The sequence below is a fragment of the Arthrobacter sp. genome (assembly GCF_031179985.1).
Lineage (GTDB): Bacteria > Actinomycetota > Actinomycetes > Actinomycetales > Micrococcaceae > Arthrobacter.
In genome coordinates this window covers 36,197-58,935 of sequence record NZ_JAPSHJ010000005.1, presented here as the reverse complement: position 1 = coordinate 58,935, position 22,739 = coordinate 36,197, and the positions used below count along the sequence as shown (strand labels likewise).

21 protein-coding genes are annotated in these 22,739 nt (G+C 62.8%); 4 read left to right on the top strand and 17 right to left on the bottom strand.

Translation table 11 applies throughout. From position 1 onward, the window contains the following. Positions 1–36 precede the first annotated feature (36 nt). A complete protein-coding gene (locus RIN13_RS03920) occupies positions 37–870 on the top strand; it encodes an alpha/beta hydrolase (RefSeq protein ID WP_309106026.1) in 834 nt (277 codons plus the stop codon). Positions 871–920: 50 nt separating this feature from the next. Here RIN13_RS03920 and RIN13_RS03915 read toward each other — a convergent pair whose 3' ends face one another. From RIN13_RS03915 to RIN13_RS03835, 17 genes are all read right to left on the bottom strand, one after another. Beyond that, positions 921–2,486, bottom strand: coding sequence for a DHA2 family efflux MFS transporter permease subunit (locus tag RIN13_RS03915; protein WP_375164674.1), 1,566 nt, complete (start codon positions 2,484–2,486; stop codon positions 921–923). A gap of 165 nt (positions 2,487–2,651) precedes the next feature. Next, on the bottom strand, positions 2,652–3,554 hold the full coding sequence (gene panC / locus RIN13_RS03910) for a pantoate--beta-alanine ligase (protein ID WP_309106025.1): 903 nt from the start codon (positions 3,552–3,554) through the stop codon (positions 2,652–2,654). Then, positions 3,555–4,463, bottom strand: a complete 909-nt coding sequence (locus tag RIN13_RS03905; protein WP_309106024.1) for a DUF2520 domain-containing protein — start codon at positions 4,461–4,463, stop codon at positions 3,555–3,557. Beyond that, on the bottom strand, positions 4,456–6,009 hold the full coding sequence (locus RIN13_RS03900; RefSeq protein ID WP_375164672.1) for a PH domain-containing protein: 1,554 nt from the start codon (positions 6,007–6,009) through the stop codon (positions 4,456–4,458). The genes RIN13_RS03905 and RIN13_RS03900 overlap by 8 nt, the downstream gene beginning before the upstream one ends. Continuing rightward, on the bottom strand, positions 6,006–6,518 hold the full coding sequence (locus RIN13_RS03895; RefSeq protein ID WP_309106023.1) for a PH domain-containing protein: 513 nt from the start codon (positions 6,516–6,518) through the stop codon (positions 6,006–6,008). Before RIN13_RS03895 ends, RIN13_RS03900 begins: the two co-directional genes overlap by 4 nt. Further along, a complete protein-coding gene (locus RIN13_RS03890; protein WP_309106022.1) occupies positions 6,499–7,029 on the bottom strand; it encodes a DUF3180 domain-containing protein in 531 nt (176 codons plus the stop codon). Before RIN13_RS03890 ends, RIN13_RS03895 begins: the two co-directional genes overlap by 20 nt. Before the next feature lie 3 nt (positions 7,030–7,032). Continuing rightward, positions 7,033–7,584 (bottom strand): 2-amino-4-hydroxy-6-hydroxymethyldihydropteridine diphosphokinase, encoded by a 552-nt coding sequence (gene folK, locus RIN13_RS03885; protein WP_309106021.1) that lies wholly within the window; start codon positions 7,582–7,584, stop codon positions 7,033–7,035. After that, complete coding sequence (gene folB, locus RIN13_RS03880; RefSeq protein WP_309106020.1) at positions 7,581–7,940, bottom strand: dihydroneopterin aldolase; 360 nt, start codon at positions 7,938–7,940, stop codon at positions 7,581–7,583. The genes folK and folB overlap by 4 nt, the downstream gene beginning before the upstream one ends. A gap of 29 nt (positions 7,941–7,969) precedes the next feature. Continuing rightward, positions 7,970–8,890 (bottom strand): dihydropteroate synthase, encoded by a 921-nt coding sequence (folP, locus tag RIN13_RS03875; protein WP_309106019.1) that lies wholly within the window; start codon positions 8,888–8,890, stop codon positions 7,970–7,972. A gap of 9 nt (positions 8,891–8,899) precedes the next feature. Next, complete coding sequence (folE, locus tag RIN13_RS03870; protein WP_375164669.1) at positions 8,900–9,544, bottom strand: GTP cyclohydrolase I FolE; 645 nt, start codon at positions 9,542–9,544, stop codon at positions 8,900–8,902. Positions 9,545–9,553: 9 nt separating this feature from the next. Then, positions 9,554–11,620: an ATP-dependent zinc metalloprotease FtsH gene (gene ftsH, locus RIN13_RS03865; protein ID WP_309106018.1), complete on the bottom strand. Its 2,067-nt coding sequence runs from the start codon at positions 11,618–11,620 to the stop codon at positions 9,554–9,556. A 199-nt stretch (positions 11,621–11,819) separates the two neighbouring features. Beyond that, positions 11,820–11,999, bottom strand: coding sequence for a PspC domain-containing protein (locus RIN13_RS03860; RefSeq protein ID WP_309106017.1), 180 nt, complete (start codon positions 11,997–11,999; stop codon positions 11,820–11,822). Positions 12,000–12,079: 80 nt separating this feature from the next. Further along, on the bottom strand, positions 12,080–13,585 hold the full coding sequence (locus RIN13_RS03855; protein WP_309106016.1) for a pectate lyase: 1,506 nt from the start codon (positions 13,583–13,585) through the stop codon (positions 12,080–12,082). A gap of 1 nt (position 13,586) precedes the next feature. Next, a complete protein-coding gene (locus tag RIN13_RS03850; protein ID WP_309106015.1) occupies positions 13,587–15,611 on the bottom strand; it encodes a pectinesterase family protein in 2,025 nt (674 codons plus the stop codon). A gap of 73 nt (positions 15,612–15,684) precedes the next feature. Then, on the bottom strand, positions 15,685–16,593 hold the full coding sequence (locus RIN13_RS03845; protein WP_309106014.1) for a carbohydrate ABC transporter permease: 909 nt from the start codon (positions 16,591–16,593) through the stop codon (positions 15,685–15,687). 10 nt (positions 16,594–16,603) lie between these two features. After that, complete coding sequence (locus RIN13_RS03840; RefSeq protein WP_309106013.1) at positions 16,604–17,557, bottom strand: sugar ABC transporter permease; 954 nt, start codon at positions 17,555–17,557, stop codon at positions 16,604–16,606. 32 nt (positions 17,558–17,589) lie between these two features. Beyond that, on the bottom strand, positions 17,590–18,894 hold the full coding sequence (locus RIN13_RS03835; protein WP_309106012.1) for an extracellular solute-binding protein: 1,305 nt from the start codon (positions 18,892–18,894) through the stop codon (positions 17,590–17,592). A 284-nt stretch (positions 18,895–19,178) separates the two neighbouring features. Between RIN13_RS03835 and RIN13_RS03830 the strand changes: the two genes are divergently transcribed. The 3 genes from RIN13_RS03830 to RIN13_RS03820 are packed head-to-tail and all read left to right on the top strand — an operon-like array spanning position 19,179 to position 22,726. Then, positions 19,179–20,087, top strand: coding sequence for a PmoA family protein (locus tag RIN13_RS03830; RefSeq protein WP_309106011.1), 909 nt, complete (start codon positions 19,179–19,181; stop codon positions 20,085–20,087). Between the two features lie 6 nt (positions 20,088–20,093). Further along, the gene (locus RIN13_RS03825; RefSeq protein WP_309106010.1) at positions 20,094–21,674 is read left to right on the top strand and encodes a family 43 glycosylhydrolase; all 1,581 of its coding nucleotides are present in this window, start codon (positions 20,094–20,096) and stop codon (positions 21,672–21,674) included. Positions 21,675–21,691: 17 nt separating this feature from the next. Further along, the gene (locus RIN13_RS03820) at positions 21,692–22,726 is read left to right on the top strand and encodes a LacI family DNA-binding transcriptional regulator (RefSeq protein WP_309106009.1); all 1,035 of its coding nucleotides are present in this window, start codon (positions 21,692–21,694) and stop codon (positions 22,724–22,726) included. Positions 22,727–22,739: the final 13 nt, after the last annotated feature.

The window sequence follows — 22,739 nt, the reverse complement described above, 5'->3', positions numbered from 1 at the left end:
GTGCACGCGTGCAGCGGCCTCGGTTAGGCTCGGATTATGACCCGCGAGAACATCAGAACCCCCGACGGCGGCACCCTCGAGCTCTTCAGCACGGGGGCCGAATTGGCGGGCCACGGTTCAGGAGTCGTTGTAGTGCACCCCTCAATGGTCACGGCGGCCGACTACACCCGTTTCGCCCAGAAACTCAGTGCAGCGCTGGAGCGTCCCGTGCACACGTTCAACCGCCGCGGGCGCGGACAATCGTCATCTCAGGCGGAGGACTACACGCTGGACTCTGACATCCGGGACCTGGAGGCAGTGATGAAACACACCGCCAGCACTGACGTCTTCGGTCACAGCTTCGGCGGCGCGGTTGCACTTCACGCTGCCCGCTCGCTTCCCGTTGAGCGGCTGGCAGTCTACGACCCCGCCGTTTCCGTCAACCACAGCGTCAAGGCTGACTGGACTGAGGAATATGAACGGGCGACGGCGGCCGGAGACGATGACCGTGCCCTCGCCGTCATGATCAGGGGGATGGAGACGGGCGGCGCCTTTGCCAGGATGCCGCTGAGCATGTTGACGCTGGCAAACAAGCTCACAGCGGGTACTCCGCTCGGTAAGCAGAACCGGGAATTGATGAAGACCGGTGTTCGCGAAATCAAGGCCATCATCGCCGCCGACATGCCGGCGGAGCCCTTCCTGGAATTGCCGCTTGAAACGCTCATCGTGGTGGGCGAAAAGAGCCCGGCTTACTTCGGTGTCGCGTGCGGGCAGATCCACGATGTGCTGTCGGGTTCCAGCTACACCATCCTGCCGGGCTATGGACACGACGGCGTCAACCGGGCCCCGGACAAACTCATCACGGAGCTGAGCGACTTCTTCTCAGGCTGATCCGCAGACGCCCCCAGAAATTGCGTAACTTTTGATGTCGGCGCCCTGGCCTAGTGTCCGTGGGCGCTTTCTGCGCCAGGCGTCTTGCGCATCATGAGGGACAGTACGACGGCGGCAACGGCCAGCGCGGCGGCAGTCAGGAACGCTGCCTGCATACCCGCGACCACACCTGAACCGATGGATACTGCCGCGAAAACGGATACCAGCAAGGCCGTGCCGGCAGCTCCGGCCACTTGCTGGAGCGTGCTCATGATGGCCGAGCCATGCGAATAAAGGTGCGGCGGCAGCGGGTTGAGGCCTGTTGTGAATGCCGGCGTGAAAAGGAGCGCAAGGCCAAGGCTCAGGCCCACGTGCAGGGCAACGATCCATGCCACGGCCGATTCCGCATTCAGCATCGAGAACTGCCACAGGGCCAGCACCATCATGATCGAGCCGGTAACTGTCAGCGGAAGTGGCCCCACCTTGTCAAAGAGCCGTCCAATGAACGGACCCAGGAGTCCCATGGCCAGCCCGCCCGGCAACAATGCCAGCCCGGTTTCCAACGACTTAAGCCCGCGGATCTCCTGCAGGTAAAGCGGCAGGAGAATGACGGCGCCGAACAGGGCAATCATGGCCACCACCAGCAGCAGGACCGAGATGGTGAACATGCGGAAGTTGAAGGCGCGGAGATCCAGCAGCGGAGCGTCGGCTTTCTGCAACTGCAGCTGCCGGAGTACAAATGCCAGCAGGCTCACCACGCCAATCACCAGGGCGGCAATGGCGGCAGCACCCGGGCCGGCCTGGCCGCCATGGCCACCGCCGATCTGGCTCAGGCCGTAGACCAGCCCACCGAAGGCCGGGATTGTCAGCAGCACCGACAGGAAATCAAGGCGGTTCTTCTCCTTCTCGCCGACGTTGGTCAGGTACTTTGCACCAATGGCAAAAGCGGCAACGGCGATGGGCAGCACAAACACGAACATGAAGCGCCAGGAGAAGTGCTCAAGGATGAAACCGGAGACTGTGGGGCCGAGCGCCGGGGCCACCGAGATGGCGATGCTGACGTTGCCCATCACAGCACCACGCCGCTGCAGCGGCACGAGGGTAAGGATGGTGGTCATCAGGAGCGGAAGCATGATGGCCGTGCCGCCCGCCTGGATAATTCTCGCGAAAAGCAGGACCACGAACCCCGGCGCCAGTGCGGCCAGTAGTGTGCCTCCCGAGAAGAGGCCCATCGCCAGCATGAAGACCGCACGCGTCGAGAGCCGCTGGAGGATGAAGCCGGTGGTGGGGATAACCACGGCCATGGTGAGCATAAAGCCCGTCGAGAGCCACTGAACGGTGGGGGCGTCCACCCGCAGGTCCACCATGAGGCGCTGCAGAGCAACGTTCATGATGGTTTCATTCAGGATCACCACGAAGGTGGCAACCAGTAAGGTCGCGATGATCGTGACTGATTCACGCGACATTTTTGCGGGCGAAGACGCGGCAGAACCGGTTGAAGCAGAAGAGGTGGCAGAACCGGTTGAAGCAGAAGGCGCGGCTATAGGGGCAGGGTCAGCAAAGGCAGCCTCGGCCCGAGCCTGTTGAGAATCGCTTTGCACGTTATCGCCCGCGTTCGAAGTAAGGTCTGTGGACATGAAAATTCCCCCAAGGAAATGTGGCGTGAGATCGGGCGAGCATCGTCGCTGCAGAGTTCAACAGTCTAGCCTGCACACCAATTCCCTGTAATGGAAAATCCCTGAGAAAAAACTCCTCCAAAATTAGCCACTCCATTTCGGGGGGCCGGAGCGAGCCTGCGAGGGTCAGGAATTCAGCGGAACATTGTCGATCAGGCGGACCGGGCCCACCCGCGCCGCGATGATTGCCAGGCCCTCACCACGGAACGGCGTCTCCCGGCAGTTCTCGGCGAGGGGTTCCAACGTGCCTGGATCAACCACCTCGAAGTAGTCCAGTTTGACCAGCGGCTGCGACTCCACCAGCGCCACGGCGGAATCGAGATCCAGCGGCTGGTGTGCGTTGGCACGTTCCTCGACCAGCCGCAACGCCCGCGATAGCACCAGGGCTGCCTCGCGTTCTTCCTCCGAAAGGAAGCGGTTCCGGCTGGACAGGGCCAGACCGTCGCCGGCACGCACCGTGGGGACGGGGACTATTTCGACCGGAAAGTTCAGGTCAGCCACCATCCTCTTTACCAGGGTCAGCTGCTGGGCATCCTTCTGGCCGAAGTATGCCCGGTACGGCGCCGGCGTCCCGTTGTTTCCGCAGGCGCCGGGGATGCCGAAATGGAGCAGTTTGGCCACCACGGTCAGCGCTCCATCGAAATGCCCGGGCCGGGAGGCGCCCTCCCATTTCTCAGCGAGCTTGCCCGATGTGATCCGCACCATGGGCTCCCCGTTGGGATAAACCTCCTCAATGTCCGGCGCAAAGACCAGATCAACGCCTTCTGCCGCAAGGAGTTCCAAATCGGCGTCAAGTGTCCGCGGATAGCGTTCAAGATCACTTGCTTCGCCGAACTGGAGGGGATTCACGAAAATGCTGACCACCACCACGTCGTTTTGTTCGACGGCGGTACGGGCCAGTTGGGCGTGGCCCTCGTGCAGTGCTCCCATTGTTGGCACCAGCCCCTGCGAGCTGCCCTGCTTTGCTTTCAGCAGCCGGGCGCTTTCAATTCGAAGCGAGGCCGCGGTGGTGACTAGTTTGAGCGCCATCTATGATCCTTCCGGCGGCTGGGCTCCGTCGCCAAGGGCGCGCTTCATCTCTCCGAACTGATCCTCTTTCAACAGGCCCCGGCTCGCGGCGCGTCCCGCAGTTGCCCGGGCCATGGCAAGGTACGCGGCCAGAATGTCTCCGCCTGCACCGCCGTCGTGTTCCTTCAAAGCCTCGGCGTGAGCCGTAACGGTTCCCACATCGCCGCGGGCTACCGGGCCCGTCAGCGCCGATTCGCCGGAAGCCAGCGCGTTCTCCAAGGTGGCGCGGAGCAACGGCCCAAGCATCCGTTCCGGTGATTCCACTCCTACTTCCCGGAGCAGTTGCGAAGACTGGGCCACGAGGGTCACGAGATGGTTTGAGCCATGGGCCAGCGCAGCGTGGTAGAGGGTCCGGTCAGCCTCGGCGATGGCCACAGGCTCAGCGCCCATCTCCACCACGAGCGCCTGCGCTATGGGCAGCATGGCGGCGTCCGCTGTGACGCCGAAGGTGCAATCCAGCAGCCGGGTAAGGTCAAGGCTCATGCCGGTGAATGTCATGGCGGGGTGCAATGCGAGCGGCACGGCACCGGCGGCCCGCACCGGGCGGAGGATCCCCACTCCGAAGCGGCCGGACGTGTGCGCCACGAGCTGCCCGGGCTGCCAGGCGCCAAGTTTGGCGAGCCCTTCCACCAAGGCCCCCAGGGCATCGTCTGGAACGGCCAAAAGCACCAGCTCCGAACGCTCCACGATTTCTTGAACCTCGAGGACGGGGACACCGGGCAACAATGTTTCGGCCCGCTCACGGCTTGCGTCCGATACGGCGGAAACCCCGACGACGGCGTGTTCAGCGGCGCGCAGGGCCGCACCGAGGATTGCACCCACCTTTCCCGCGCCAATGATTCCAACACCAAGGCGTCCGGGCCTAGCCATTCTGGGGACCGTCCTGACTGGGGGCTAAGGGTTCGCTCGGAGCCAACTGTCCGCTGAGGGCAGGGGGTTCGGCGATGGGAGTTGCCGGGGCTACCTGCGCCAGCCATTGTTCGCTGGTCTGGCGCTTTCTCGCGGCCCGAGCCCGCGCCGCCTGTTCCTGGAACAGCGCCCGGGCCACATCGACGTCCGCCTGGATCAGCCTCGGCACAACCGGCCCCGCCGTCGTGTGCAGGACAAGATCCGCGACGCCGAACCGCCTTGCAACCGGACCCTGATGCAGAGCAATGGACTGCGTTCGCTGATGCGGCACCACTACGAGCTGCCTCCACCACCGGCCGGAACGGAGCAGCAACGCGGTGTCAGTTGCCGCGTAGCCGTTGCGGCGCCATGCCAGCGGCGCCAGGAGGCGCGCACGTTCAGGGGTGGTGATGAAGCCGCCGTCGTTCTCCCTGCCGTTGATTCCGGCCGCAAAGATGCGGGCCGCATCAGGGGTTCCGGGGTCCGGCAGGACCAGAGACATCATCGTCATAACGTCCGCAAGCGTTCCCACCGGCAGGAGCGTGGTCCGCGAGCCGCCTTCGCCGTTTCCGCCGGCAGCCCCGTAACCGGCAACGTTCACGTGCATCCGGTACCAGCCGAAGAGCCGCCAAATGGGCGGCTGAAACACCCTAAGCGCCTGGATCCGGCCAGGGGGCAATGTCTGTGCCTGCGTATCCAGCAAGCCGTATCGCAGCCGGATACCGTCCGGGGAGATGGCAGCAGTGAAGTTATAGCCCTTGTTGAAGGAAGACCAGTAGGCGGCAGCAAGGCCCAAGGCCGCCGGGATCAGGTACAGGAAAAATCCGCTGTTGCCCGTGAGGACCGAGAGCAGCACCGAGCCAACCGCCCCCAACAGCACAAAGACACTCTGTTCGCTCAGGAGCAGGGAACCCACAAGCCTCGACGGCGGGACGGACAGTACGGTCTGCTCCGGTGCCTCCTGGACGACCGCGTCCGGGCTCTCGGGATCCGGCGTGACTCCCGCGGCACGGGCCAGGATGGTGGCCCGGAGCTGGCGGGCGTCGTCCATCCGCAGGAAGGCGAGCCGGACTGCTGACTCCCCGGCGTCGGCCACTTCGAACCGGAGCTCCGCGAGGCCAAAGATCCGGGCCAGCAGCGGCTGCACGACGTCGATGGCCTGCACCCGGTCCAAGCGGGCCTGGCGCTGCTGGCGGAACAGGAAACCGGTCTTGACCCGGACATAGCCCTCGGCAACCTGGTAGCGGGTGAAGTACCAGGTCATGATGAAACCCAAAATGGCCAGCACCAGGATGACGCTCCCGGCAGCAAGCAGCCACGGTGCACGGCCCGCCATCCGGTCGTCGATGAGCGGACCGCCTTGGATCAGCCGTTCGAAAATGTCCCGGCCGAAGAAGTAGCCGATCGCCGCGAGGGCTATCCAGCCCCGCACAAACGGCGACGCCGGATGGACCCGGAGCCACTCGCCGTCGGCGTTACCGGGGGAAACTCCGGCTGGACCGGCATCTCCGGCGGCTTCCACCGTCACAGTCCTGCCAGCCTGGCTTCACCGCGGGCGGAAAGCTGCTCCCGCAAGCGGGCGCCTTCGCTCTCAGGAAGGCCGGGAATCTGGGCATTGGTTCCGGCGGAGGCCGTGTGCAGCTTCAAAGTGCACAGACCCAGCCAACGCTCCAGCGGGCCAACGCCGATGTCCACGTACTGCATGCGCCCGTAGGGAACCACCATGACGCGTTGAAAGAAGATGCCGCCGCGGATCAGGAGGTCGTCGTCGCGCTCGGCGTAACCGATGGCACGCACCTGCCGGGGAATCAGTACCAGCCGCCAAACCGCGAGAATCAGCATAAGAGAGGGTGCTGTCACGGCAAGCCACAGCGGAGGCCACGTCCACCAGCCCAGAAGTACAAAGATCAGGGGCAGGGACAGGACGACGACGGCAATAAGGTTGCCGATCGCCCATTCCACGAGTCGGACGGTCACGTACTTCGGTGAAACACGCAGCCACGTGATCCCGGGAGGATCAATCGCCTTGGTAGGCATAGCCGCCCTCCCCCTTTGCCTCTCCGCGGGCGCGTCCCGGGAGCTTGGTTGTGCCATCGCCGTCGCCGTCTTCAGGTGGAATACGGCAGAACCGCTCCACGAGGAGCCCCACGATGATCATGACGAGGCCCCCTCCTGCCATGGCAATCGCGAGCCAGGTGACGCCTTGATCGCTCCGCAGGCTCCACACCCGCAGCTGGTCCAGGATGATGCCTGCATGCCAGCCAAGCAGCACCGTTCCGGCATAAGCACTGGCCTGGGCGAGCACCAGGGTGCGGGCAGCCAGGATGGGGTCAAGGATGATTTTCTTCTTGGTGCTGTTGCGCCAGCGAAGTACACGAATTCCCAGCACCAGGGTGAGCGCCACGATCACGCCCATGGTGACCAGGGCGGTGAGAGGCAGGACCGGAGTAGCGAAGCTGAAGCGATTGGCCAGCAGGGTGGCGAGCCAGCCCGCGACTGCGAGGATCAGGCCAATGCCGAGGAGCAGCAGGGGATTGATGGGTTTCACGTCCTACACCGCCCCGGCGGTAGGGAGACCATTGAAGTCACCGAAGCCATCGAAGGGGCGGAGCCCGGAAAGATCCTCGGCCTTGGCCGCAAGAACGCCGACCCGTTGCCCGTCGAGCTCCGCTGCGGGCTCGATGAGCGACCACGGATAGAGCACGAATGCGCGCTCTGCCGCCCGGGGATGCGGAAGCGTCAGTTCGGGATCGGAGCTCACCACATCGCCGTAAACAATGATGTCAACGTCCAGGGTGCGCGGCCCCCACCTCACATCGCGGACACGGAGGTGCTTGTTTTCCACCGCCTGGCAGTGCCGTAGCAACTCCATAGGAGTCAACGTGGTCTCTACCGAGATCACCATGTTCAGGAAGTCCGGCTGGTCCTGCGGCCCGCCGACGGGCTTCGTCTGCATAACGGGTGAGACCGCGAGCAGCCGCACTTCCGGCCGGTCCACGAGATCCGCGACGGCGCTGGACAGGGTGTCGTTCCGCTCCCCCAGATTGCTGCCGAGCGCCAGGACAGCGTGCGCGTACGGCAGCGTAGCCCGCGAAATCATCATTGCCGCTCCCGGTGGACGCTTACGGAGACGTCGCCGAACTCGACGTCGATGGGCGCCTGCGGTTTGTGAACAGTGATGTCGACGGCGGACAGGGGAAACTCCTGCAGCAGATCTTCAGCGATACGCACGGCAAGGGCCTCGATGAGGTTTACAGGTTCGCCTGTGATCCACTTCCTGATCCTGTCCGCGACCTCGCCGTAGTGCGCGGTGTCGGAGACGTCGTCTGAAACGGCTGCTTTTGCGAAGTCCAGGTGCAGCACGGCATCAACAATGAACGGCTGGCCGTCACGGCGCTCGAAGTCGAACACTCCGTGATTCCCCATAGCGGTAACGCCGCTCAACGTGATCTTGTCCATCCAGCCTTCCCTTGTCGGTTGGTGGTGCGTCAGTTGCTGACGGGTGCCGGAGCCAGGCGGGCAGCAACCTTGACGGCGTCGAGGCTGGGGCCGACGTCGTGCACGCGGACGGCCCACGCGCCCCGGGCTGCGCAGACAGCGGTAATGGCGGCCGTGGCGGCGTCACGCTCGTCGGGAGCAGCGGACTTGCCGGCAACTGTGAGGAGGGTACCGAGGAACCGTTTGCGCGATGCCCCCACCAGGACCCTATGGCCCAGGGCCTCCAGTTTGTCCAGGTTCCGCAGCAGTTCCCAGTTCTGTTCATCGTTCTTCGAGAACCCGATTCCCGGATCCAGAATGATCTGCTCCGGTGCAACGCCTGCCGCGTACAGCTTGTCGCGGACACCGATCAGTTCGGCCACAACGTCCTCGGCCACATTCGCGTACTCCGTGAGGGAGCTCATGGTGCGCGCGTCGCCGCGGCGGTGGGTCAGCACATAGGGGACCTTGCTCGTAGCCACAAGTTCGGCCATGCCCGGTTCGATGCTGAGCCCGGAGACGTCGTTGATGATGGCTGCGCCTGCGTCCAGGGCAGCAGCGGCGGTCGCGGTGTGGACGGTGTCGATGCTCACGAGGGCGCCGGCCTTGACCAGGGCGGCGATCACGGGCAGGACGCGGCGTTGTTCTTCCTCAGGGCTGACGTCCTCGGCTCCAGGCCTGGTGGACTCGCCCCCGACGTCGATGATGTCCGCTCCGGCGTAGAACATCCTCAGTCCGGCCGCAATAGCGGTGTCCGGAGTGGGGTTCTTCCCGCCGTCGCTGAAGGAGTCAGGAGTGACGTTGAGGATTCCCATCACAAGGGTCCGGTCAGCGGGCAGGCTATCCAGTGTTGCGGCCCGCCGCGGTTTGCGAAGTATAGGCAGCGGAGATGTTGCGGGTCCGGTTCCAGGTGCTGCAGCTAGGGAGTCCATAGTCTGTTGTTACCTTCCGATGATGAGGCTCATGGCTTCGGCGCGGGTTGCCGGGTCATGCAGTTGCCCACGTACCGCACTGGTGACGGTTTTGGCACCTGGCTTGCGGATGCCGCGCATGGACATGCACAGGTGTTCACATTCGATGACGACGATCGCTCCCCGGGGTTTGAGGTGGGTGACCAGGGCCTCAACAATCTGGGTGGTGAGGCGTTCCTGAACCTGCGGACGCTTAGCGAACATGTCCACGAGCCTGGCCAGCTTACTCAAGCCTGTCACTTTACCGTCGTGGGAGGGGATGTAACCAACGTGGGCCACCCCGTGGAACGGCACCAGATGGTGCTCACAGGTGGAATAGAACGGGATGTCCTTGACCAGCACCAGCTCCTCATGGTCGAGGTCGAAGGTGGTAGACAGGATCTCTGCAGGGTCGTGATGCAGGCCTGCAAACATCTCCGAGTAGGCCTTGGCGACCCGCTTGGGGGTGTCCTGAAGCCCGCCGCGGTCCGGGTCCTCGCCTATCGCGAGCAGCATCTCCCGGACAGCGGCTTCGATCCGTGGCCGGTCCACTTTGATGCCCCGGCGTCCCGCAGGATTCTCGGCAGCAGAAAGGTAACCGACCTCGGTGAGGTCGTCATGGTCGTAGTGATTCACAAGACGAGTTTAGCCGTGGCCGGGCATATCATGCCCGACGTCGGTACCGCCCTTGAAGACCTCCTGGCCTGCCACACCCTGCGGGTGCGGGGGCTGGGCGTCCAGTGGCTCATCGAGGCGGGCCTCCTTGGCCTCCTCCTGGGCTTCGCGCGCAGCCTTCTCCTGGCGCGACTCAACAGGGCCTGCCATCTGTACCGGACGCGACTCCTTGGACAGCCATACCTCGCGGAAATCGCGTTTGCGGATGTCACGGAAAATGTCGGCGATTTCTGCCTGGTTCAGGGTTTCCCGTTCAAGGAGTTCAAGGGCCAGGTAGTCCAGCACGTCCCGGTTTTCCGTGAGGATGGCGTAAGCCTCGTCATGCGCCTGGTCGATCAGCCGCCGGACTTCCTCATCCACGATGTACGCGATCTGGTCTGAGTAGTTGCGCTCATGACCGGCATCGCGGCCCAGGAACGGCTCGCCGCCACCCTGGCCCAGGCGCACTGCACCAACGCGTTCGCTCATGCCGAACTCCGTCACCATCTTGCGGGCCGTGGAGGTGGCCTTCTCGATATCGTTGGAAGCCCCGGTGGAGGGATCGTGGAACACAATCTCCTCGGCAACGCGGCCACCCATGGCGTAGGCCATCTGGTCCAGCAGCTCGTTGCGGGTCACTGAGTACTTGTCGTTGTCCGGGACCACCATGGTGTAGCCGAGGGCGCGCCCACGAGGCAGGATGGTGATCTTGGTAACCGGCGCCGAGTTCCGCAGGGCCGCCGCCACGAGGGCGTGTCCGCCTTCGTGGTACGCGGTGATCTTGCGCTCGTGCTCCTTCATGACGCGGCTGCGCTTCTGCGGACCCGCCATGACGCGGTCAATCGCTTCATCCAGGGCGCGGTCATCGATCAGGTTGGCGTTGGACCGTGCTGTCAGCAGGGCGGCCTCGTTCAGGACGTTGGCGAGATCAGCACCGGTATAGCCCGGAGTCTTCTTGGCCACAGCCTTGAGGTCCACGCCCGGCGCCATCGGCTTGCCCTTGGCGTGAACCTGGAGGATCTGGTCGCGCCCCACGAGGTCCGGAGCCTCGACGGAAATCTGCCGGTCGAAGCGGCCCGGGCGCAGGAGCGCAGGATCCAAAACGTCCGGACGGTTGGTGGCCGCGATCAGGATGACGTTGGTCTTAACGTCGAAGCCGTCCATTTCAACCAGCAACTGGTTAAGGGTCTGCTCGCGCTCGTCGTTGCCGCCGCCGATGCCGGCACCGCGGTGACGGCCGACGGCGTCGATCTCGTCAACGAAGATGATGGCCGGAGAGTTGGCCTTGGCCTGCTCGAAGAGGTCGCGGACTCGGGACGCACCGACACCCACGAACATTTCAACGAAGTCCGAGCCGGAGATGGAGAAGAACGGAACGCCTGCTTCGCCTGCCACGGCACGTGCCAGCAGGGTCTTACCGGTGCCGGGAGGGCCGTACAGGAGGACGCCCTTGGGGATTTTGGCGCCCACAGCCTGGAACTTGGCGGGCTCCTGGAGGAACTCCTTGATTTCCTGGAGCTCCTCAACAGCTTCGTCGGCGCCGGCGACATCGATGAAGGTCACCTGCGGCATGTCCTTGCTGACCATCTTGGCCTTGGACTTGCCGAATTGCATGATCTTGGAGCCGCCGCCCTGCATACGGGACAGCAGGAACCAGAAGAGGAGACCAAGGAGGATAACCGGGACGAGGAGGGAGAACAGGCCTGAGAACCAGTTGCTCTCGATCGGCTGGTCCGTGTAGCCGTTGGCCGGCTTGGCGTCGGTGATTGCCTTGACGACGTCGTCCGCCCTGGCATTGACGAAGAAGAACTGGACGCTCTTGCCCTTGTCCTGACCGTCGATGGTCAGGTTGTCCTTGAGGGTCAGGTCCACGCGGTTCTCGGCGTCGAAAATCTTTGCCTGTTCCACCTGGCCGCTCTGCGAAAGCAGCTCAAGGCCCTTGTCCGTGTCTATTCGTGAGGCACCGCCGGGGGCGAGGGTGGCAAAGGCCAGCAGGAGCATTGCAACAACAACAATGATCCAAATTCCCGGACCCTTGAAGAAACTCTTAGCTTTCATTTGTTCGGGGCTCGCCCCGTCCCTCCTGGTAGTGCTGCACGGCGCAATTGCGCGCGCGTGAGGTACTGCGTCAGCTACTAGCTATACACCGTACGGAGTAATTCACGCACGGTGAAGCCCAAAAGTTCCCTATGGGCGTAGCTGCTACAGCACACAACGGCTCGGTGCGCGAGCCTTCATCGTTACCGCTTTCAGACGGTCAGGCCTTGGGGATCAGGATCCACAGGGCAATGTAAACCAGCTCTCCCACGCCCACCAGGCCGAAGATCACAAAGGCCAGGCGGACGATGAATTTGGGGATGCCGAAGCGCGCAGAGATTGCCGCACAGACACCTGCGATGATCTTGCCGTTCCGGGGTCGAACCAGGGTTGAGTCCATGGGCTCATGCTAACGGGCCAGCTCAACGGAGGGAACCATCAAGCCGGCCCGGAAGGACCCCGCGGCAGCGGACGGACCAGCTAGCCGTGACGCCCGTTCAGGACCGTCACGTTCTCGTAGGAGACATCCTCACCGGTGGTCAGGACCACAAAACCGGTTTGGATTTTTCCCGATGTCACGCTCAGATGCCGCACTGCAGTCCCATCTCCGGCGACGAGGAGTGTGACCCCCTCTTTGAAGGTAAGCACGACGTCGGCTGCGTTGCCCGTGCTCCCCTCGAGCGTGATGCCGCTTCGGTCCTGCCAGATGACCACAGGCTCGTCGTACAACCCGGGGCCAAGACGGATGATCACCGGCAGAGAATAACCGGAAGGGACGGACCCAACAGCTGCCCTGATGCTCCCGAAATCCCCTGATCCGTCCAACGCCACAGTGACAACATCAGCAGGCGCCGACTCGGTTCCGCCAAGAGGGCCCGCGAATCTGCCAACGAGGGCGGGGACGGCCTCTGCAGAATCCAAGCGGTACTGGTAGTGGGAGGACGGATCAAAGGCAGCGCCGCGGGGAGCACTGTTTACACCGACGCAGTCCTCGAAAATGTTTCCCGAGGCAGCCAGTTCACCTTCCGGGTCCTGGATGTTCAGCGGATTCCTGACGTCCTGGAAATAGTTTGCTTCGACGACGAGCCTGGCAGCGTTGCGGCCCAGCATTCCGTAGCTTGAAATGTCCTGCAGATAGTTGTTGTACACATGGCCGGCCAGCACGTTGTCCAGACTGGCATTGCGCTGATGCGTGTTCCTGATCCAGTTGTGGTGGAAGGTCAGCTGCGTAACGACGTTGTCCGTCCAGCCTTCGCCAATGGCCTTGTTGTGGTCCGCAAAGACGTTCCACGAATAGGTCACGTAGTCGCAATCCTTGCGGGTATCCACCAGGCCGTCCCCCATGCGGGTGAAATACATGTGGTCCACCCAGATATGGTGCGAGGTGTCCACCTGGATCCCGTCGCGGTCGTTATCCGGCCGCTTGCCCTCGAAATCCCCGGGAATGTACGAATCGCGCACTGTGAAGTTCCGGAAGATCACGTTGGCTATGTTGATCAGCTTGAAGCCGGCATTCACCACTTCAGCGCCAGAACCAGCGCCCAGGAAGGACTTGTTCGACTGGACCCGCAGCTTTTCATAGGCATCGAAGACGATGCTGCCGTGCAGGATGACCACGAGCGCCTCGCTGGCATTAGCGAAGCTCCGCAGCTCAGCAGCGGTGCGGGCGTGGACAATGTTTCCTCCGGCGCCCCCGGTTGTTCCGTCCAGCCCAAGTCCGGGCAGCGACGCGAACCCCGCGGGGTGGTGGGACCAGACCGTTCCGCCCAAGGCGCTGCTGTTGGGCAACCCGGCCTCGTCGAATCCGTTTCCTCGGAGGCTGGACTCGGAGCTGTATTGCAAGCTATCGGTGGCCACCGCGGCCGAAACTCCCGTTCCCAGGGAGCTGGCGGCTACCGCCCCTCCCCCGAGCAGGCCCGTTGTCAGCACGGATCTGCGGGACGGCGTGACGGTGATTGCCTGAGAAATTGTGCTTTTCACGGTCATTTCAGTTGCCCGCCTCTGTCAGTGCTTGTGCTCCTGCATACGGCGTCCAGTCACCCAGGTAATTGGCAATGGTGAACTCCTGCGCTCCGGCAGCATCGAGCTGCGGGTGGAAAGAATTGAGCCAGGCTCCCGGCCCGCTGTTGTTGTGTTCCCCGAACCGCCCTTCTGTCCAGGAGTGTCCGCTCATGTCCGCCCAGCCCTGCTCAGCGATGTGTGCGCCAAGCCACGAGTCACGAATGACGGCCTGGGGGTGTGCATCAGGATCGCTGCTCGCGAACCAGGGCCGGCCGAGGCTGACCGTCCCGGGGGCTGCGTCACCGGTCAGACTGCTGTTGATGATCAGCAGCCCGTACGGGTTTGCGTTCTTGGTGCTCGGAGCCACGATGTAGCCGTTGTTCGTTGCGCTGCCCCGGTCGAGGGAATGAACAGTACAGCCGTCCAGGACGGCTGTACCGCGGCCGTAGATAAAGTCGACGTCGCCCTCGATGTAGCAGTTCTTCAGATAAGTGCGTGCCGTGGAATCGCGGCCGGTGGTGTCAGCCAGATAGGTGTCCTGGTTGCCGAGGAAGCGGGTGTTGTCGAACGTGACCATGTCCCCGACGGAGCGGACGGCGAGCGCCTGACTGGACCCATTGGCGGCTTCGTCGTACGTATTCTCGACAGTCAGGTTTTTAACCGTCGTGTTGTCTGCGGCAGCGGTCATGGTGGGGCTGCCCTTTGCACCCCAGGTTCCGCCGAAGAACTTCAGCTGTCCGGCTGCAGTGTTGTAGCTGACAACGACGTCGGCCGGGTTGCCAGTCGCTCCAGTGATAGTGACGTTCTTGCGGTCAGGCCAGACGTTAACCACTTCCCGGTAGACGCCGGGTTTCACAGTGATGGTCCGTGCCTGGGTGCTGTGGTCCGGAATGGCTCCGATCGCGGCCTGGATGCTTCCGAAATCGCCCGTACCATCGAGGGCCACGGTGATGTTTGCCCCGGCCACCTTCGCGGAAGACTCCCGGGGACCCGCACCTTCCGAGACGATCCTGGGGACGTCCGCCGTCGCGTCCTTCTGATACTGGTAGAACGACGCCGGCTCAAACGCCGTGCCGATGTTGTCCTTGCGGCCGTAGGTGCCCTTGAAGATGTTGTCGCGGTTCACCACCTGTGTTGCGGGGTCTTTTGCGACGATGGGATCGGCCACCGTGTCGAAGTAGTTGCCTTCCACCACAACTTTGGCGGCGTTCCGGCCCATCATGCCGTATTGGCCGATGTCCTCCAGGTAGTTGTTGTAGACGTGCGCAGCGGCGGTGTTGTCCAGGCTTGCGTTGCGCTGGACGGTGTTGCGGATCCAGTTGTGGTGAAGGGTCATCCGGGTGACTGCGTTGTTCGTCCAGCCCACCCCGAGCGCCTTGTTATGGTCCGCGAACACGTTCCAGGAGTACGTCAGGAAGTCCGAATCCTTGCGGGTGTCGATCATGCCGTCGCCCAGACGCTCGAAGGCCATGTGGTCCACCCACACGTGGTGGCTTGTATCCAGTTGGATCCCGTCGTGGTCCCCCGTCTTGCCGTCCCAGTCGCCGGGAATGTAGGAGTCCCTGATGGTGAAGTTCCGGAAGATGACGTTGGAGACATTGATGAGCTTGAAGCCGCCATTGACCAGCTCTGGACTGTTGCCCACACCGATGAAGCTTTTGTTGGACGCCACCGGGATCTTAAAATAGGAGTCAAGTTTGATGGAGCCAGGGATCAGAATCACCAGGGGTTCTGCTGCCGCCGCATAGCTCTTCAGCTCCTCGAAGGTCCCGGCGTTGACCACCCGGCCGGCCTGGCCTCCCGTGGTGCCGCTGAGCCCGTTCCCTGGCAGCGCAGCGAAGCCGTCAGGCGCCTGTTTCCAGAGCGCCTGCGCCCGGCCGTCGTCGTCGGTCGGTCCCGTCTTTTGAGTTCCCGCGACGTTGTTGGGTGGCGCAGCCTGCGCCGGAACCGCCGCTAATCCCCCCAACAGACTCGCCGCCATGAGGGCGCCAAACATCGATAGAACTTTCATCCCATACTCCTTTGTGTGTGATTACTTGCTGGTTCGGCGTTGACGCCGGAGTTTCAGTGAATAGCCGACGCCGTCACTTCAGGCCGGTGGTTGCGATGCCGCTGATGAGGTACTTCTGCCCCGCGATGAAGAAACCGATGATGGGCGCAATGGACACCACGGACATGGCGAACATGGGCCCCCACATGCTCTGGCCTTCGGAGTCCATGAAGGCCCGGAGCGCCAACGGGACGGTGTACAGGTCCTGGTTTTGGATGTAGATCAGGGGCCCGAAGAATTCGTTCCAGGTGGAGATGAACGTGAAGATCGCAGTGGTGGCCATCGCCGGGACGCACAAGGGCAGGATCACCTTGATGAATGTGCGGAAGGGGCCGCAGCCGTCAATCTGCGCTGCGTCATCCAGCTCGACCGGCAGGGACTTCATGAACTGGACCATCAGGAAGATGAAGAACGCGTTGGTGGCCATGAAGTTGGGCACCACCAGGGGAAGGTAGGTGTCCAGCCAGCCCAGCTGGGAAAAGATGATGTACTGCGGCACCAGCAGGACGTGGCCGGGCAGCATCAGGGTTCCCAGCATCAAGGCGAAGAAGAGCTTCCGTCCGGTGAACTCCATTCTGGCGAACGCGTAGGCGGCAAGGGCACAGGAAAAGATATTGCCCAGGATGGACAGCACCACGATGACCAGGGAGTTAAAGAGGTACACGTGGAAAGGCTGATTCAGGGCCGTCCAGCCCTCGGCATAGTTTGCGAAGTTCCAGTTCTGCGGCCACAGGCCCAGTTGCCGGAAGATGTCCTCACTGGGCTTGACCGAGCTGGAAATGAGCCACAGCAGCGGATAGAGCATCACCAGCCCCACCAGACAGAGGATGAGGTGTTTGGTGAAGCGCTGCGCGGGGGTCCCTTCAGTTTCCCCGTCCGGGACAGAGGGGTTCCGTTGCGGCTGTTTTTGTGACCGCTTCAAGGGAAGATCTAGCAAAGCCATGTCGGTTGCCTTAATTGTCGTAGAAGACCCAGAACTTGGACGCGATGAAGTTGATGGCGGTGAAAATCGCGATGATCATCAGCAGCACCCAGGCCATTGCCGAGGCATAACCCATCTCGAACTCGGTAAAGCCCTTCTGGTACAGGTAAAGGTTGTAGAAGAGGGTGGAATCCGCCGGACCGCCCGTGCCCCCGCTCATGACGTAGCCCTGGGTGAAGGTCTGGAACGAGCCGATGAGCTGCATGATCAGGTTGAAGAAGATGATGGGGCTGATCAGCGGAATCGTGATGCTTCGGAACTGCCGCCATTTCGATGCTCCGTCAATGGACGCGGCTTCGTAGTACATCGACGGAACCTGCCGGAGTCCGGCGAGGAAGATCACCATGGGTGAGCCAAAGGTCCAGACGTTGAGCACTATCAGGGTGCTCAGGGCGAACTCGGGGTCAGTGACCCAGGCGGGCCCCTGGATGCCGAACAGCCCCAGGAAACTGTTCACGATGCCGTCATTGCCGAAGATGTAGCGCCACAGCATAACGATCGCCACACTCCCGCCGAGGAGGGAGGGCAGGTAGTAAACGGAGCGGTAGATCGGCAGGCCCCTGATACCGCGGTTCAGCACCAGGGCCACTGCCAGCGCCGCGGCCAGCGAGATGGGAACCGACACGAATGTATAGATGAAGGTGACCTTCAGCGACTGCCAAAGCCTGGGGTCCTCAAACATGGCCTCGAAGTTGGCCATTCCCACCCAGGCCGGCTGGTTGAAGAGGTTGTAGTCCGTGAAGGCCAGGTACAGCGAAGCGAAGAACGGGATGACCGTGAACAGCATGCCGATGAACCATGGCAGCAGGAACAGGTAACCGGACCGCTGCCGTTTCCGGGAGGAAACCTTGCGGGAGCCCCGGCCGGGCGGATCAGCAGGGGGGCCCGCCGGCAGGGTCTTTGGCTGTTTGGTCAGGACCGACATGGTGTCAGGCTCCAATCGCGAGGACGGCCGGGCTACTTGTTAATGGCTGCATTGCTCTTCTCAAGGAAGGTCTTTGCGGCATCGGCAGGGCTGATCCGGCCGAACTCAACCTCCGTGGTCAACTGCTTGAGGGTGTCCGCGACAACGCTTGCGCCCTTGGGGTAGACATAGGCCTCAGGGAGTTCGTCCTGCTGGATGGCCGCCATCATGTCAACGAACGTTTTGTCATCCTTGCTGAGCTTGGACGTGATGGATTCAGCGACGTCGGGATTGATCGGCACGCCGCGCTGCGTCAGGGTGTGCCCCGCGCCGTCGCTGTCGTTGGTCAGGAAGTCCACCAGCTTGGCTGCTTCCTTTGGGTGCTTGGACTTTGCAGCGACCGACCACAGCATGGTGGGATCAGCGGAGTAGCCCCGCCGTTCGCCGGTGGTTTCTCCGGGTATCCGAAGGAGGACCACTTCCCCTTCTACAGCATCGTTGTAACCCTTGAAGTTATTGATGGGGATGATCTGGGAGGCAACGGTGCCCTTGGCCAGGTAAGACTGGGCGGGTGATCCACCGATCTGCTCGAAGAAACCTGCGGGTGGATATCCCCCGGCTTTTCGAAGGTCCACGCTGTACTGGAACCAGTCACGGATGGTCTCCTCGCTGACACCGAGCTTGTTGTCCTTGGTGTAGAAGTCCTCACCACGCTGGCGTGCGAGGAGGATCGGACCGGTTTCGGTGGCCACGTCATAGCCTGCGCCATAGACCTTTCCACCGGTCTTCTGGGTCACTTCGCTGGCAAACTTGGCGTAGTCTTCCCAGCTCCAGGTCTTGTCGTCAGGAATGGTCACCCCGGCCTGGTCCGTGATGGTTTTGTTGACCACCATGCCGATTGTTGTTACTCCGGTGGCCAGTCCATACAGCTTGCCGTCGACGGTTCCGCGGCTGAGCACCGTTTCCGGTACGGCGTCGAGCTTGAGTTCCGGAAGGGTCTTGAGGTCTGCCAGAGCGCCGCGCTGGGAGTATTCGAGGAGGCTGCGGTTCGCCATCGCGAGGACGTCCGGCGGATTTCCGCCCGCAAAGCGCGTGGCCAGCTTGTCGGCGTAGGGTCCGCTGTCCTGGTATTCGGTCTTGACCTTGACGCCGGGGTTTTTCTCCTCAAAGACGCGGAGGGCAGCTTCAGTGACCTTCGCCCGGTTGGCGTCACCCCAGAACACGAAGTTGAGTTCCACGGTGCCGTTCTGGCCGGCCGGGTTTCCCGAACCGGCACAGCCGGTCAGGGCCAGGCCAAGCGTGAGCCCGGCGGCTGCAAGGACGGTTCTGCGGGAGTGGAGCTGCAGTGTCATCTTCATCGAATGACAACCTCTCTGATGTGAAAGTTTCTGTTGGAAGCGCGTAGGGGACAGAGGAGCGTGGACGAAAGTTTCTGAACGGAACTAGTGAACTGAAGACCGTGGATGTTCCGACACTCCCCCTTTATGTTCGGCTCAGTAAACGATTTCTAGCAAGGAACTACTGTGACTGTCAACACATGCAGGGAAATTCGCTCATTAGGAAACTTTCTGAGTGCTTGCCTATTTATTTCCGATTGGTTAGTCTCATCCAACCCCCGAACTTCCGGACGAAAGGAACTGCCATGGTCCCCGGTCACCATCACAGCAATGCCGTGGACCTCACAGTCGGCGGGGCAGGGATCCTTCGTTATCAGAGCGGAAGTGCCTTGGACGGCAGGCAGTCCCCGCGGCCTTTCCTGCACCCGGTCCAAACCCTGTCAGGCACGCTGGTCACAGATTCCGAGCCCCCGGACCATTCGCATCATCTGGGCATTTCAGTAGCCTTCTCCGACGTAAGCGGCACCAATTACTGGGGTGGGCGTACGTTCAAGCCAGGGGAAGGCTCCAATTTGTTGGCAAATCATGGCCGGCAGCAGGTCACTGATGTCTATTCCGGAAAGGACTCCATCAGCGAGAATCTGGACTGGATCGGAGCCGACGGCGGCGTGCAGGCAATCGAGCGCCGTCGCATCCAGGTGATGAGGCACGCTGATCCGCGGGCCTGGGCCATGAGCATCAGTTCAACCATCAGGCCCGCGGACGAACTGGACCACCTGGACGTATCCTCCTCAGCGGTCAAAGGAAGGGCGGGGGCAGGATACGGCGGTATCTTTTGGCGCTTCCCCCGGGACGCCCGCGCGGAACTGGTGCTGACTGAAGCCGGAACCGGCACTGATCTTGCCCACGGCTCACCTTCACCATGGCTGTCTCTCGCGGCTGTGGTCGCGGGAAGACGGGCGAGCGTAGTGCTGGCCCAGGATCCGGGAATGACACTTCCCTGGTTCCTGCGGACCGAAGGTTACCTGGGGGCCGGCCCCGCCGTCGCCTGGGACACCAGCAGGACAGTCTCGCGGCACAACCCGCTGAATCTGGCCCTCCACGCCGTCGTGATGGACGGGGCAGTGGACTCCCCCGCCCTGGCCCGCAGGCTCCTGGACCTTCATCCGATGCTCCGCATGCAGGCTTCCCAGCCGGCCCTCACTCACCGATAGGATCCAGTGACTTCCGCAGACAGCAAGCCAACATACAGCAACCCCATCCTCAATGCCGACTGGCCTGATCCTGATGCCATCGAGGTAGATGGCTGCTACTACCTCATTTCGTCCAGTTTCAACCGCGCCCCTGGACTGCCTGTCCTCCGTTCGCGCAATCTGGTGGACTGGGAGCATCTGGGGCATGCACTGAAAGCACTCCCGCCTGTGGACCACTTTTCCCTGGTCCGGCATGGAAGCGGGGTCTGGGCCCCGGCGCTCCGTCACCACGACGGCCGTTTCTGGATTTTCTACCCGGACCCGGACCACGGCATCTTCGTGCTCCATTCGGAGAAGGCAGAGGGCCCCTGGAGTGAACCGCATCTGCTGTACCCCGGCCGTGGAATCATCGATCCCTGCCCCCTTTGGGATGAGGATGGTAAGGCCTACCTCGTCCACGGCTGGGCCAAGAGCAGGATCGGACTCAAGAACGTTTTGACGGTGCATCGGATGAGCCCGGACGCCTCCCGGCTTCTGGACAGCGGCACCCACGTTATTAAGGGCGAAGACTTTCCGGGATACACCACCATCGAGGGACCAAAATTCTACAAGCGCGATGGCTGGTACTGGATTTTTGCACCCGCAGGAGGAGTAGCCACGGGATGGCAGTCAGTGTTCCGGGCGCGCTCACCCTTTGGACCTTATGAAGCGCGTAAGGTCCTGGAGCAGGGAAACAGCGCTGTCAACGGTCCCCATCAGGGCGCTTGGGTCACCACACCTGCTGGCCAGGACTGGTTCCTCCATTTCCAGGATCGGGGCCCTTACGGCCGCGTCGTCCATCTCCAGCCCATGGGATGGGGCGACGACGGCTGGCCGTGGATGGGTGCGCAGTTTACTGACGCTCCCGCCGGGACTCCGGTGCTGACCCACCCCTATCCACGAGGGACCTCTCCCGACTCCGTCCACCTCCCAACGTCAGACGACTTCCGTGAAGGGAGCTTGGGGAATCAATGGCACTGGCAGGCCAACCCGCAGGCGGACTGGCTGTCCCTGCCCGGCGACGGGCGGGCCATCCTGCATTGCCAGCCCAACGATCCCGGCAATCTCCGGGAGCTGCCCAATGTCCTGGGCCAGATCCTTCCGGGTGTCCCGTCCGTCTTCAGCACATCAATCGAACTGGGCGATGTTCCGGCAGGGACCCGGGCCGGTGTGGTGGTGCTGGGATTGGAGTACGCCTGGCTTGGCCTCAGGAGAACCCCCACCGGGGTGCAGCTGAGCGCCGGCACCGGAGGGAGCACGCCACAGGAGGAGCAGCTTGGAGCCCCGGTGGACCTCCAGGCCGGTGCGATACAGTTCCGGGTCCGCACGGATGCAAGGCATCGGGCGCATTTCGCGTGGCGTCCGCGGGGAGCCGGCGAATGGCACGAGCAGGACTGGGAGTTCACCCTGGCCAAGGGCCATTGGATCGGGGCGGAGCTGGGGATCTTCGCCACCTCGCCCAGAGGTTCCAGCGGGACGGGCGATGTTATCGTGGGGACAGTACAGCTGGAAGCCGCACGTACTGCACAGGAACAATCGCCGGAGTTTGCGGGATCCACACCACTATGACTCCTAGGACTTCCACTTTGGCCACCCCACCATCGACGCCCGCTCCCCGCTCCACCATTGCGGATGTGGCAAACGCTGCGGGTGTGTCCGTTCCAACGGTCTCCAAAGTTCTCAATGGCCGCGCCCATGTTTCCCAGGAGACCCGGGACCGCGTCAACACCGCCGTCGAAGAACTGGGCTATAACAAGAGAAAAACCCAGGTCAACGGAGCACGGTTGCTCCAACTCGTAGTGAACAACTTCGACAGCCCCTGGGTGCTTGAGATCCTCAAAGGGGCGGAGGCAGCCGCTGCCCGCCAGGGCTACAACGTGCTGTGTACCAAGACTGAACATGTGTCGTCCGAGGAGTGGCGGAAACTCCGGCGCTCCTCAACGAATCAGCTCGCCGGGGTGATGTTGCTGGCTCCCCACAGGGGGTCACGATTGGTGACGGCACTGCGCTCACTGAACATCCCCGCCGTCGCCCTTGACCCCCAAGGCAACGAGGCACTCGCAATTCCGAGCGTTGGGCCGGCGTCGTTCTCCGGGGCGATGCTCGCCGTCGAGCATCTTCTCAAGCTGGGCCACCGGAAGATCGGAATGATCACCGGCGGCGGCGCTGATTCCGTCCACAGTCCCGCCCGTTATGCCGCCTATGCTGCGGCGCTCAGGTCGGCAGGGATCGAGCTGAATCCCGGTTTTGTGCGCGACGGCGACTTCAGCATCGAGGCCGGCCTCCGGCTCGGCGGCGAACTCCTGGATCTGGAGCAGAGGCCCACCGCCGTGTTCGCCGGGAACGACCTTCAGGCGCTGGGCCTGATGAGTGCCGCCGCCGTGAGGTCAATCCGGGTGCCTGACGAGCTCAGTGTGGTTGGCTTCGACGACATCGCCCAGGCAGCTCTTACATCACCTCCCCTGACAACCATCCGGCAGCCTTCAGAGCAGATGGGCGGGCTCGCCGTCGGCATGCTGGTGGACCAGATCGAAAACGCCGCAGCCGGTCCACGCTCCATAGAATTGGCCACGGAGCTGATCCAGAGGGGCTCCACCGCACCGTACCCGCAGCCTGGTTGAGCGTTCCCCGGCT

Coding starts and splice junctions, on each gene's coding strand:
- RIN13_RS03920 (WP_309106026.1), top strand. CDS start 37: ATGACCCGCGAGAACATCAGAACCCCCGACGGCGGCACCCTCGAGCTC.
- RIN13_RS03915 (WP_375164674.1), bottom strand. CDS start 2,486: ATGTCCACAGACCTTACTTCGAACGCGGGCGATAACGTGCAAAGCGAT.
- panC (WP_309106025.1), bottom strand. CDS start 3,554: ATGGCGCTCAAACTAGTCACCACCGCGGCCTCGCTTCGAATTGAAAGC.
- RIN13_RS03905 (WP_309106024.1), bottom strand. CDS start 4,463: ATGGCTAGGCCCGGACGCCTTGGTGTTGGAATCATTGGCGCGGGAAAG.
- RIN13_RS03895 (WP_309106023.1), bottom strand. CDS start 6,518: ATGCCTACCAAGGCGATTGATCCTCCCGGGATCACGTGGCTGCGTGTT.
- folK (WP_309106021.1), bottom strand. CDS start 7,584: ATGATGATTTCGCGGGCTACGCTGCCGTACGCGCACGCTGTCCTGGCG.
- folB (WP_309106020.1), bottom strand. CDS start 7,940: ATGGACAAGATCACGTTGAGCGGCGTTACCGCTATGGGGAATCACGGA.
- folP (WP_309106019.1), bottom strand. CDS start 8,890: ATGGACTCCCTAGCTGCAGCACCTGGAACCGGACCCGCAACATCTCCG.
- ftsH (WP_309106018.1), bottom strand. CDS start 11,620: ATGAAAGCTAAGAGTTTCTTCAAGGGTCCGGGAATTTGGATCATTGTT.
- RIN13_RS03860 (WP_309106017.1), bottom strand. CDS start 11,999: ATGGACTCAACCCTGGTTCGACCCCGGAACGGCAAGATCATCGCAGGT.
- RIN13_RS03855 (WP_309106016.1), bottom strand. CDS start 13,585: ATGACCGTGAAAAGCACAATTTCTCAGGCAATCACCGTCACGCCGTCC.
- RIN13_RS03850 (WP_309106015.1), bottom strand. CDS start 15,611: ATGAAAGTTCTATCGATGTTTGGCGCCCTCATGGCGGCGAGTCTGTTG.
- RIN13_RS03845 (WP_309106014.1), bottom strand. CDS start 16,593: ATGGCTTTGCTAGATCTTCCCTTGAAGCGGTCACAAAAACAGCCGCAA.
- RIN13_RS03840 (WP_309106013.1), bottom strand. CDS start 17,557: ATGTCGGTCCTGACCAAACAGCCAAAGACCCTGCCGGCGGGCCCCCCT.
- RIN13_RS03835 (WP_309106012.1), bottom strand. CDS start 18,894: ATGAAGATGACACTGCAGCTCCACTCCCGCAGAACCGTCCTTGCAGCC.
- RIN13_RS03830 (WP_309106011.1), top strand. CDS start 19,179: ATGGTCCCCGGTCACCATCACAGCAATGCCGTGGACCTCACAGTCGGC.